This window comes from Prochlorococcus marinus str. SB (assembly GCF_000760115.1).
Classification (GTDB): Bacteria; Cyanobacteriota; Cyanobacteriia; order PCC-6307; family Cyanobiaceae; genus Prochlorococcus_A; species Prochlorococcus_A marinus_D.
On record NZ_JNAS01000002.1, the window covers coordinates 788509 to 800438 of the forward strand.

At 32.4% G+C, this 11930-nt stretch carries 10 protein-coding genes and 1 tRNA gene; 8 read left to right on the forward strand and 3 right to left on the reverse strand.

Features of this window, described 5'->3' with window-relative positions; translation table 11 throughout:
* The first annotated feature begins 82 nt into the window (after positions 1-82).
* The 5 genes from EV02_RS02260 to EV02_RS02240 are packed head-to-tail and all read left to right on the forward strand — an operon-like array spanning position 83 to position 6677.
* Positions 83-505: a photosystem I reaction center subunit II PsaD gene (locus EV02_RS02260; RefSeq protein WP_002807018.1), complete on the forward strand. Its 423-nt coding sequence runs from the start codon at positions 83-85 to the stop codon at positions 503-505.
* Between the two features lie 59 nt (positions 506-564).
* Positions 565-2085, forward strand: coding sequence for an anthranilate synthase component I family protein (locus EV02_RS02255; RefSeq protein WP_032520033.1), 1521 nt, complete (start codon positions 565-567; stop codon positions 2083-2085).
* Positions 2086-3204, forward strand: coding sequence for a glutamate--cysteine ligase (gshA, locus tag EV02_RS02250; RefSeq protein ID WP_032520034.1), 1119 nt, complete (start codon positions 2086-2088; stop codon positions 3202-3204).
* 53 nt (positions 3205-3257) lie between these two features.
* Positions 3258-6227 carry a phosphoenolpyruvate carboxylase gene (gene ppc, locus EV02_RS02245; protein WP_032520037.1) on the forward strand — a complete coding sequence of 990 codons (2970 nt, stop codon included), beginning with the start codon at positions 3258-3260 and terminating at the stop codon, positions 6225-6227.
* Positions 6228-6230: 3 nt separating this feature from the next.
* Entirely contained in the window at positions 6231-6677 is a 447-nt protein-coding gene (locus tag EV02_RS02240) for a hypothetical protein (RefSeq protein ID WP_025893607.1), read from the forward strand.
* Between the two features lie 11 nt (positions 6678-6688).
* Here EV02_RS02240 and EV02_RS02235 read toward each other — a convergent pair.
* Positions 6689-6762, reverse strand: a tRNA-Arg gene (locus EV02_RS02235).
* A 77-nt stretch (positions 6763-6839) separates the two neighbouring features.
* On the opposite strand from EV02_RS02235, the gene recF reads away from it, so the two are divergent.
* Together recF and speD are read left to right on the forward strand one after the other, a co-directional pair.
* Positions 6840-7931, forward strand: a complete 1092-nt coding sequence (gene recF / locus EV02_RS02230) for a DNA replication/repair protein RecF (RefSeq protein WP_072014637.1) — start codon at positions 6840-6842, stop codon at positions 7929-7931.
* 52 nt (positions 7932-7983) lie between these two features.
* Positions 7984-8418 carry an adenosylmethionine decarboxylase gene (speD, locus tag EV02_RS02225; protein WP_032520039.1) on the forward strand — a complete coding sequence of 145 codons (435 nt, stop codon included), beginning with the start codon at positions 7984-7986 and terminating at the stop codon, positions 8416-8418.
* 6 nt (positions 8419-8424) lie between these two features.
* Here the strand turns inward: speD and larE are convergent, their stop codons facing one another.
* The gene (gene larE / locus EV02_RS02220; protein WP_032520041.1) at positions 8425-9249 is read right to left on the reverse strand and encodes an ATP-dependent sacrificial sulfur transferase LarE; all 825 of its coding nucleotides are present in this window, start codon (positions 9247-9249) and stop codon (positions 8425-8427) included.
* A gap of 108 nt (positions 9250-9357) precedes the next feature.
* On the opposite strand from larE, the gene EV02_RS02215 reads away from it, so the two are divergent.
* A complete protein-coding gene (locus EV02_RS02215; RefSeq protein WP_032520042.1) occupies positions 9358-10518 on the forward strand; it encodes a cob(I)yrinic acid a,c-diamide adenosyltransferase in 1161 nt (386 codons plus the stop codon).
* Here EV02_RS02215 and moeB read toward each other — a convergent pair.
* Complete coding sequence (gene moeB / locus EV02_RS02210) at positions 10515-11678, reverse strand: molybdopterin-synthase adenylyltransferase MoeB (protein WP_032520043.1); 1164 nt, start codon at positions 11676-11678, stop codon at positions 10515-10517. The two genes, EV02_RS02215 and moeB, sit on opposite strands and share 4 nt — an antisense overlap.
* Positions 11679-11930: the final 252 nt, after the last annotated feature.

An 11930-nucleotide genomic window follows, 5' to 3' on the forward strand; every position in this document is an offset into this window, starting at 1 on the left:
TAATGTAGAAAATTTCTTTTAAATTTATAATTTTGCAAAATATGAATGCTAATTTCTTATAAGAAATAACTCAAAATCAAGGATGACTGAAACTTTAGTTGGTCAATTTCCAAAGCATATAGGAAGTACTGGGGGTTTATTAAACTCAGCAGAAACCGAAGAAAAATATGCAATTGTATGGAAAAGTTCCAAGGAACAAGCCTTTGAATTGCCAACCGGTGGAGCTGCTATTATGCATGAAGGTGATAATCTAATGTACTTTGCAAGAAAAGAACAATGCCTTGCATTAGGGACACAATTAAGAGCTTTCAAACCAAGAATTGAAGATTTTAAAATCTACCGAATTTTCCCAGGAGGGGATATTGAATTTTTACACCCAAAAGATGGTGTTTTCTCTGAAAAAGTAAATGAAGGCAGAGAGAAAGTAGGACATAATCCAAGAAGAATAGGTGAGAATCCAAATCCAGCTGGTTTGAAATTTACAACTAAGAATACTTTTGATTAACTTCCATAAAGTTGATATAAAAGAAGAAAATAATTATAATTTGGGTTGACATTACTAATATGATCAGCTCACAAAAAGATAGTTTTTTAAAGGCTTATAAAGAAGGTAAAAATTTTATACCTATCATTCAAACTTGGCCAGCAGACTTAGAGACTCCATTGTCGACTTGGTTAAAATTATCCTCAAAAGATTCCCATGGTGTTTTTCTTGAATCTGTTGAAGGTGGGGAAAGTTTGGGTAGGTGGAGTATTGTTGCTACTAGACCTCTTTGGGAAGCCGTTTGTTATGGAGAAGAAATAGTTAAAACTTGGAATAATGGCAAAACGGAAACTCATAGAGGTGATCCTTTTGATATCTTAAAAAGTTGGACAAAGGAATATAAGTCAACCGTGCTTGATGACTTACCATCAATTGGACAGTTATATGGCTCTTGGGGTTATGAATTAATAAATCGGATAGAACCAAGCGTTCCAATAAATGCAATATCAGACAATAATATCCCTTATGGTTCATGGATGTTTTTTGATCAATTAGTTGTTTTTGATCAAATAAAAAGATGTATTACTGCAGTGGTTTATGCAGATACCACTTCTTCAAAAGAGTCTTCGATTGAAGAGTTGTATCTATACTCAATTTCTAAAATTCAGAAAACTAGAAATTTAATGAGAGTTCCTCTAAAAGAAGATGAGTTTTTAAATTGGAATGAAAATGAGAATCTGAATTTAGATCTAGAAAGTAATTGGAAGAAAAAAGATTTTGAGGGTGCAGTTCTCTCTGCAAAAGAATACATAAAAAAGGGAGATATCTTCCAAATAGTTATAAGTCAAAGATTCCAAACTCAAGTCAATAATGATCCCTTTAATTTATATAGAAGTTTGAGGATGGTTAATCCATCTCCATACATGTCATTTTTTGATTTTGGCTCATGGTACTTAATAGGTTCAAGTCCTGAAGTAATGGTTAAAGCCAAAAAAAATAAAAATAGTCAGATTGTTGCAAGCTTAAGACCAATAGCTGGCACAAGACCAAGAGGTATTGATAATCAACAAGACTTGGAATTAGAAAAGGATTTATTAAAAGATCCAAAAGAGATAGCTGAGCATGTAATGCTTATTGATCTTGGAAGAAATGATCTTGGAAGAGTTTGTGAAATTGGTACCGTAAGGGTTAAGGATTTAATGGTTATTGAGAAATATTCACATGTTATGCATATAGTTAGTGAAGTTGAGGGAATCTTAAAAAACAATGCTGATGTATGGGATTTGCTCAAAGCATCTTTTCCCGCAGGGACAGTGACTGGTGCACCAAAAATAAGAGCTATGCAATTAATTAACCACTTTGAAAAAGATGCTAGAGGACCTTATGCTGGTGTTTACGGATCTATTGATATTAATGGTGCATTAAATACAGCAATTACGATAAGGACTATGATAGTTAAACCCTTAAAAGATGGTAAATATAATGTTTCAGTGCAAGCAGGAGCTGGAATAGTTGCTGATTCTTTTCCTGAAAATGAATATCAAGAGACAATAAATAAAGCGAAGGGGATACTAAAAGCATTAGCCTGTTTGGATAAATAAATGAGTCAAAATAATCTTTATAAGGGTTTTGAGGTGGAACTTTTCACAGGTTCTTTAACTTCTCATATTGGTGTTTCGGCTGAAATTGAGAAAACATTTCCTGATTTTGTAAAAGAGCCAGATAACAGAAACGTTGAATACATAACAACACCAGAAAAAGACTACAACTCTTTATATGAGAAATTATTAATTCCTAGACAAAAGTTGAGACGGTGGCTAAACAAAAAAGAGTTAACAATCATTCCTTCATCCACTCTTTGTTTTAAACACGATATTCAATTTCAAAGATCTGATATTGATAATGCTTATCATCAATTTATACAAGATAATTATGGAACCTCAATTGCAACTTCCAGCGTACATATAAACTTAGGAATAGATGATTTAGAAAAGCTTTTTGCAGCTATTAGACTAACAAGATCTGAGGCTGCTTTATATCTATCTCTAAGTGCTAGTTCACCTTTTTTAAATAATAAAATTACGGAGAATCACTCTCAGAGATGGATACAGTTTCCTAAAACACCAAGTAAAGTGCCTTTTTTTGTAAATCATAATTCCTATATCGATTGGATCGAGGAAAATATAGCCAATAATAATATGCAAAATATTAGGCATTTTTGGTCTTCAATCCGACCAAATGGTCCCCAAAGACCTTTAATTCTTGATCGTCTGGAATTAAGAATTTGTGATTTTGTTTATGATATTAACTTGCTTTTAGGGATAACAGCCATGATAGAACTAAGGATTCAACATCTTTTTGAAAATATTGATAGCTTAGATCCTTTGAATGCCAGTTTTTTTTCTATTGATAAATTATCAGAAATATGTGATCAAAATGAAACTAATGCTGCTAAAAATAGTCTGAATTCAGAATTAATTAACTGGCAAGATGGTAAAAAAGTTATTTGTAGAGAATGGATTCAAAACTTATTATCAGATTTGTCATCCACAGCAGAAAATTTTGGTATGAAACATCTCTTAGATCCTATTTATAAAGTCCTTGAAGAGGGTAATCAATCTATGAAATGGATAAATCAATATGAAAAAGGTTTTTCTATTGAGCAAATAATGAAAATTTCTATCGAAGATATGATAAGGAGTGAGGCCAATAATGTTTGATTATTTAAATAAACATTTGATCTGAACATTTTTACTTGTGACATAATGATTATATGGAATCTTTTCGACAGATAAAAAATAACAATGTGGATCTGATAAGTAACAATGATCCACTTGATAAAAATCGTCTTTTAATAGAAGATCTATGGGAATCTGTGCTGAGAGAAGAATGTCCTGATGATCAAGCAGAAAGAATGATACAGCTTAAAGAATTAAGTTATTCAAAACAAATTGATGGCGATAGTTCAAAAACTTTTAAGAATGAAATAGTTAATATTATAAATTCTATGGATTTAGCAGAATCCATAGCAGCAGCAAGGGCGTTTTCATTGTATTTTCAACTAGTGAATATTTTGGAACAAAGAGTTGAGGAAGATAGATATATTCAAAGCTTTACCAATAAGGATGTTAAAAAATCGCCTGACAATCTTGACCCCTTTGCCCCAGCATTGGCAAGGCAAAATGCTCCAGTAACTTTTAGAGAACTATTTTACAGGCTGAGAAAATTAAATGTACCACCAGGAAAATTAGAGGAGTTATTGCAGGAAATGGATATTCGTTTAGTTTTTACTGCACATCCGACGGAGATAGTAAGACATACGATTAGACATAAGCAAACAAGAGTAGCAAATTTGCTAAAAAAAATACAGATTGAGCAATTCCTAACACAAGAAGAAAAAAATTTTCTAAAAACCCAATTAAAAGAGGAAGTAAGACTTTGGTGGAGAACAGATGAATTGCATCAATTTAAACCTTCAGTTTTAGACGAGGTTGATTACGCCTTGCATTATTTTCAGCAAGTTTTATTTAATGCGATGCCTCAATTGAGGGGTAGAATCGCTGAAGCACTCACCGAAAATTATCCAGATGTTCAGATGCCCTCTGAATCTTTTTGCAACTTCGGTTCTTGGGTAGGCTCTGATAGGGACGGTAATCCATCGGTCACTCCTGAGATAACATGGAGAACTGCATGCTACCAAAGGCAGTTGATGTTGGAAAGATATATTATTGCGATCTCTAATCTTAGAGATCAATTAAGTGTCTCGATGCAATGGAGTCAAGTCAGTTCCTCTCTACTAGAGTCACTCGAAACTGACAGGGTTAAGTTCCCTGAAATATATGAAGCTAGAGCTACAAGGTATAGATCAGAACCCTATAGATTGAAATTAAGTTATATTTTGGAAAAATTAAGGTTAACACAAGAAAGAAATAATTTATTAGCTGATAGTGGGTGGAAATTTGAATTGGAGGGAGAAACTGATAACAAAAATCTAGATAAAGTTGAAAACTTATATTACAAGTCAGTAAACGAATTTACTTATGATCTCGAACTAATTAAAAATAGTTTGATTAGTACAGATTTAAATTGTGAGTCTGTAAATACTTTACTTACTCAGGTTCATATTTTTGGATTTTCTTTAGCCAGTTTAGATATTCGTCAAGAGAGTACAAGGCATAGTGACGCTATACAAGAGCTTACAAGTTATCTTGATTTATCTGTTCAATATGACCAAATGTCTGAGGAAGAGAAAATTAAATGGCTCATAGACGAATTAAATACAAAAAGGCCTTTAATTCCATCTGACGTTAACTGGACAAAAACTACAGAAGAAACTTTTTCAGTTTTTAAAATGGTTAAGAGACTACAGCAAGAATTTGGAAGTCGCATTTGTCATTCTTATGTAATTTCAATGAGTCATAGTGCATCTGATTTGCTTGAAGTTCTCTTGCTGGCAAAAGAAATGGGACTTCTTGATCAAAATTCACAAAAGTCAAAATTATTAGTTGTTCCTCTTTTTGAAACTGTGGAAGACCTTAAAAGAGCACCAGAAGTAATGGAAAAGTTGTTTAAATTAGATTTCTATAGATCATTATTGCCAAAAGTAGGAGAATCTTTTAAACCTCTGCAAGAATTAATGCTTGGATATTCTGATAGCAATAAAGATTCAGGGTTTGTTTCTAGTAATTGGGAAATTCATAGAGCTCAAATAGCTCTTCAAAATCTCTCAAGTAGAAATAACATATTGCTAAGACTTTTTCATGGAAGAGGTGGTTCTGTAGGGAGAGGAGGAGGCCCGGCCTATCAGGCAATATTGGCTCAACCAAGCGGTACTTTAAAAGGGAGAATAAAAATAACAGAACAAGGTGAAGTTTTAGCTTCTAAATATAGTCTTCCCGAACTGGCTTTGTACAATCTTGAGACTGTAACTACAGCGGTAATTCAAAATAGTTTGGTAAATAATAGACTTGACGCTACTCCAGAATGGAATCAATTAATGTCTAGGTTGGCAGAAACATCGAGGTCTCATTACAGAAAATTAGTGCATGAGAATCCTGATCTGTTAAATTTCTTTCAAGAGGTCACTCCAATTGAAGAAATAAGTAAATTACAGATATCTAGTAGGCCTGCTAGAAGAAAAAAAGGTGCAAAAGATTTGTCAAGTTTAAGAGCTATTCCATGGGTATTTGGTTGGACACAAAGTAGATTTCTTTTACCAAGTTGGTTTGGAGTAGGCACTGCATTGTCATCTGAATTAAATTCAGATCCACAACAAATTGAATTATTAAGAGTTCTGCATCAAAGATGGCCATTTTTTAGGATGCTCATATCTAAGGTAGAAATGACATTATCTAAGGTCGATTTGGAAGTTGCTAGATATTATGTTGATACTCTTGGCAGTAAAGAAAATAAAAATTCTTTTGATGATATTTTTGAAGTAATTTCTAAGGAATATAATCTTACAAAATCTTTAATTCTTGAAATTACTGGTAAAAATAAGCTCCTAGAATCTGATAGAGACTTGAAATCATCAGTAAGCTTGAGAAATAAGACAATTATTCCATTGGGGTTTTTGCAGGTTTCACTTCTAAGAAGATTAAGAGACCAGACAAGACAACCTCCAATAAGCGAATTTATGATAGATAAAGATGAATCTAGAAGGGCTTACAGCAGAAGTGAACTATTGAGGGGAGCACTTTTAACTATTAATGGGATAGCAGCAGGCATGAGAAATACAGGTTGATAATTGCAGTATTTTTCTAAAAAAAAACTTGTTCTCCCAGAAGGTTATTTTGTTAACTCTTCTCAAATTCCATTAGCTAAAGAAGTTAATAAACTTTTAGCAAATTGTGGTTGTGAGACTTTTCCAATAAAACCTCTTTCTGAGGCTATTCAGAAAAGTAATTTCTTTTTTACCATACAGAATGAATTAAAGAATAAATTATATGGTTTTGTAAGGGTTACCTCAGATAGGGGATTGAATGCTAACTTGTGGAATTTAAGTGCATTGCCAGGGAATAATCAGCAACTTTATTATTCAATATTGCTTCAAGTAACTCTTGAGAAAATAAATAGAGAAATGCCTGGATGCAGTATTTCTGTACAGGCTCCAGTATCTTCGTTTTTAAGTTTAGAGGAAAATGGGTTTATACTAGACCCAAATGGAATAAGAGTAATGGGATATAAACTTTAAAAATCATTTTACGAGCATGGAGGGATTCGAACCCCCGACTCTCAGAACCGGAATCTGATGCTCTATCCAACTGAGCTACATGCCCTTTAATTTTTCAATTTCTTTAAAGAAAATCTAAATATTTTAAACTTAGCTAATTTAATTAATGAATGCACAAAAAAAATTTTTTTAAATAAATTAAAAATTAAAAATTTTCGGAACCATAAAAGTTTCGAAATTGATCTAAAAGAGCAAAGAGCAATTGTTCTTGGCTGCAATGGTATTGGCAAATCAAATTTACTTGAATCGGTTGAATTTTTAAGTCAATTAAAATCTAATAGAGCACTAAGCGATAAAGATTTAATAGAAAACGATAGTGATATGGCTGTAGTTATAGGACAGATAAATTTTAAAGACGATTTAAAGTTAAATTTATTTCGTAAAGGGCCTAAAAGAATTTATGTTAATGAATCAATCTTGCAAAAACAGAGTGAAATAAAGAATTATATTCGGAGTGTATGTTTCTGTTCTAATGATATAGATATTGTTAGAAGTGAACCAAGTTATCGGAGAACATGGATTGATAAAGTCGTATCTCAGCTTGAACCAGTATATCTAGACCTGATAAGTAGATTTAATAGGCTTTTAAAACAAAGAAGTCATTTTTGGCGTTCGGAAAGTTTCTTAAAAACCCAATCCACAGATATTGTTGAAAGCTTTGATATTCAAATGTCAATAATAAGTACAAGAATTTTTCGGCGCAGAAGAAGAGCTTTATTAAAAATAAAACCATATGTTGAATATTGGCATAATCATTTAAGTAAATCTCAAGAGCAAATAGACATAAATTATCTATCGGGGATACAAAATATAAGTCCAGAAGAAGAAGAAGAAGAAGTTATTAGTAAAAAAATAGCAGAACAACTCTTAAATCAGCGTTCAATAGAAGCATTGACTGGTAAATGTAATTTTGGCCCTCATCGTGATGATATTGAGTTTCTAATTAATAATGTTTCAGTTAGAAAATATGGTTCCTCAGGACAGCAAAGGACTTTTATCTTGGCTTTAAAGATGGCTGAACTCGATTTATTAACTAAAACATTAAATGTTCCTCCAATACTTATATTGGATGATGTCTTGGCGGAATTAGATTTAACCAGGCAAAATTTATTATTAAATTCTGTTGGTAAAGATAGTCAATGTTTTATAAGTGCGACACATTTAGATAAATTTAATCAGTCTTTCTTAGGCTCTTCACAGATGATTCACTTATAATTCTTAAAAAGCATGTTTTTTAGCTAATCTTAATTTCATATAAATTTCTTAAATGGAAATCTACAAAAAAAGTCAAATTTTAAGTTCGTTAAGAAATGACCAAAAATTAATTCATCAAAGTAAACACCTTTTGTTGGAACTTTATAGATGCGATCGCGAAAAATTAAATGACGAATCCTTTTTGCGCTGTATTTTAAATAGAGCTGCTAAATTGGCAAATGCAACAGTTTTGAATTTGATAAGTAATAAATTTGAGCCTCAGGGGGTTACGGCAATTGCATTACTGGCAGAATCTCATATTTCAATACATACTTGGCCTGAATCTAATTATTCGGCAGTCGATATTTTTACATGTGGTCAAAATATGATGCCTGAACTAGCTAGTCAATATTTAATTGAATCTTTGATGGCTAAAGAACATTCTTTGCGTGTCATTGAGAGAAATCCACCTTCAGCAGTCTCTAATCAGATCAGAACGGTTGTTTGACAATATTTACCTATTTAATTTTCCGCTTACAAGTCCCTCAAGATCTAAACTTGTGCAATTAAATCCTAAATTAGAAAAATATTGAACTAACTCACTAAAATTACATTTGTTAAAAAAATGCTTTAATTCATCTTGGGGAATTTCTATTCTTGCAGTTGAGCCTTGGCATCTAACTCTAACCTCCGATATTCCATATTCTTTAAGATATTCTTCTGCTTTCTCAACCATTTTTAGCCTTTCACTAGTTATTTCATGGCCATAAGGAAATCTTGATGATAAACAAGGTTGAGCAGGTTTATCCCACCAAGGAAAACCCAATGCTCTTGATATATCCCTAATGTCTTGTTTTGAGACTTTAAATTTTGCAAGGGGAGAGATGACTCCTGCTTGTTTTGAGGCTTGTATACCTGGTCTGTAATCTTTAAGGTCATCCAGATTGACTCCATCTAAAACTATCTTGTAATTAAGTTTTTTAGAGAGGTAGGTTGTATGTTTGTGGAGCTCTTTTTTGCATGCAAAGCACCTATCCTTAGGATTTTCACTGTAACTTGATTGGTCTAATTCGGATGTTTTAATCTCTACATGCTTTACTCCAATCCATTTTGCTTGCCATCTTGCTTCTTCACGAAGAGTAGTGGCTAATGCAGGAGAAATTCCAGTTATGGCAATTGCTTTGCTACCTAATTGCTCGAATGCTAATGATGCTACTAATGTACTGTCAACTCCTCCGGAATAAGCAATACAAACACTATCAAGATTCTTAATGTATCTTCTAATTGTATAAAGCTTTTCACTTTGTTCATCAGAGAGAATTTCTAGTTGATTGAACATGCTAATTACTTTAAAATTCAAATTACCTATGAATAGGTTGAATTTATTATTAAATCTTTAATAATATTCTTATCTATATCTTAGATTAAATTTATTAATTTTGTTCAATTGACGAATACGAGTAGAAATAGAGGAATTGGAATTGTCACAGCAAGTGACAGTCAAGAGAGATCAAAAGGTCAATTACATATTTATGATGGAGAGGGAAAGGGGAAAAGTCAGGCTGCTTTGGGAGTAGTTCTCAGGACAATAGGATTAGGAATATGCGAAAAAAGACAGTCAAGAGTTTTACTTCTAAGATTTTTAAAAGGCCCTGAGAGACCATATGACGAGGATTCAGCTATAGAGGCTTTACAAAGAGGCTTTCCACATTTAATTGACCATGTAAGGACAGGAAGATCCGAATTTTTCACTGCTGACCAAGTTACAAAGTTTGATGTTGGTGAGGCCGAAAGAGGTTGGAATATTGCTAAAGGAGCAATTGCTAGTTCTCTTTATTCTGTAGTTGTACTAGATGAGTTAAATCCAGTTCTTGATTTAGGGATGCTTGATATCAATGAAGTAGTTGATACTCTGCAAAATCGTCCAGATGGATTAGAAATAATTATTACTGGAAGGGCAGCCCCACCCTCTTTGGTAAGAATATCTCAACTCCACTCAGAAATGAGACCGCGTTTGATAGGAGACTTATTAGAATTATCCAAACAAAGTAGTTCTAGTGGTGGAATTGAGATTTATACGGGTGAAGGAAAGGGTAAATCCACAAGTGCACTCGGTAAGGCTCTTCAAGCTATTGGTAAAGGAATATCTCAAGATAAAAGTCATAGAGTTTTAATATTACAGTGGTTAAAAGGTGGAAATGGATATACCGAAGATGCTGCTATAGAGGCTTTGAGAGAGAGTTACCCTCATTTAGTAGATCATTTGCGTTCAGGCAGAGATGCCATCGTATGGAGAGGTCAACAACAACCAATTGATTATGTTGAGGCTGAAAGAGCATGGGAAATTGCTAAAGCTGCTATTTTGTCTGGCTTGTATAAAACAATCATTTTAGATGAATTGAATCCAACTGTTGATTTAGAGTTGTTACCTGTGGAATCAATACATCAAACGCTCTTAAAAAAACCCGCAGATACAGAAGTTGTAATTACTGGGAGGTGTAAAAATGAACCTTCATACTTTGAACTAGCTGATGTTTACTCTGAAATGGTTTGTCATAAGCATTATGCAAATGTGGGAGTTGATTTAAAAAGAGGAGTTGATTACTAACTTATTCTTAAAAAATTATTTGCACAATATTTTTTTATTTTTTCAATGCCGCCTTCAATTGATCTTGACTGAATTTTGAATTTAGACAAGATTCTTGAAGCTTTTTCAGAGCGTTTCCCCGATTTACATATAGTAAAAACCTCTTTATTTAAACTTTCTTTTTGAATAAATTTTAAGTCAGATTCTTGCTTCAAATGACTCAGAGGAAGTGAGATAGATCCCTCTATTGCGGATTTAGAAAACTCTTCATTTTCTCTAACATCAATTAAAAGAATTTTGTTAGGTTTTGCTATGTATAAACTATTAAAGTCATTAGCATTAATACTTTTAATTTCATCGTTTTCCCCACAATATTCATCACTATTATAAAAGCTCTCAAACTGAGATAAATTTTTTATTCGTTTATTTAACTGATCACTTTTAAGATGTAATTTTTTCATATTCATATTAAAAAGATCAAAAATTAAAATTTTCCCATCTAAAATTTCACCTTTTTTTAAAATGATTTTGATAATTTCATTAACCTGAAGAATTCCTATTAAACCTGTTGAAACACCAACAACCCCATATTCTGCACAACTAGGGGCAGCATTTTTTGTAGGTGATTCTGGAAGTAAGTCTCTTAAATTAGGACTATTTTTATATAAATTGAAAACGCTCACTTGCCCTTCAAAGCCTTGTACACTTCCAAAGACTAGGGGTTTTTTTAATATCAGGCATGAATCATTTATTAAATATCTTGTGCCAAAGTTATCCGAGCAATCACAAATAACATCAAACTCTTCTATTAATTCAAGAGCATTTTTAGGATTAATTCTCTCTGAAAAGGTTAATATTTCACAATTAGGATTGAATTTTTTAATTCTTTCCCGAGCAGAATCAATTTTAAGATTGCCAATAGTATTTGTTTCATGAATTATCTGTCTCTGGAGATTAGACTTTTCAACTTGATCGTTATCAACTATTCCAATTCTCCCAATTCCTGCTGCAGCTAGATAAAGCAAAACGGAAGAACCAAGCCCACCTGCTCCAATGCATAATACTGAGCTCTTTTTAAGATTTAGTTGGCCCTCATAACCTATCTCTTTGAGGGTCAAATGTTTTTGATATCTTTCTTCTTCATCAGAGTTTAAGAAATTAAATTTTATATCTTTGGACATTGAAATCCTTTAATGTTTGCGAAATAAACTATGAAAATATAATAATTAAAATAAAAATTTTAGACTTTTAAATTTTTCTTATTACTATAATTTATTAATGTTTTTGTTAGAACTAGACCATAATGTGAAGTTTTTATAAATCAATTTTAAGTTTAAATATCTTCAGAAAGCATATATACCAACGCCTCTAAAAAAATACAAAATGTTTCGGTTCGGAATTTTGCACAACAAAAAGGTAGTCAATAGACGTTT

Excerpts from the sequence above, each read along its gene's own strand:
- EV02_RS02260 (WP_002807018.1), top strand. The coding sequence starts at position 83 with ATGACTGAAACTTTAGTTGGTCAATTTCCAAAGCATATAGGAAGTACT.
- EV02_RS02255 (WP_032520033.1), top strand. The coding sequence starts at position 565 with ATGATCAGCTCACAAAAAGATAGTTTTTTAAAGGCTTATAAAGAAGGT.
- gshA (WP_032520034.1), top strand. The coding sequence starts at position 2,086 with ATGAGTCAAAATAATCTTTATAAGGGTTTTGAGGTGGAACTTTTCACA.
- ppc (WP_032520037.1), top strand. The coding sequence starts at position 3,258 with ATGGAATCTTTTCGACAGATAAAAAATAACAATGTGGATCTGATAAGT.
- speD (WP_032520039.1), top strand. The coding sequence starts at position 7,984 with ATGGAAATCTACAAAAAAAGTCAAATTTTAAGTTCGTTAAGAAATGAC.
- larE (WP_032520041.1), bottom strand. The coding sequence starts at position 9,249 with ATGTTCAATCAACTAGAAATTCTCTCTGATGAACAAAGTGAAAAGCTT.
- moeB (WP_032520043.1), bottom strand. The coding sequence starts at position 11,678 with ATGTCCAAAGATATAAAATTTAATTTCTTAAACTCTGATGAAGAAGAA.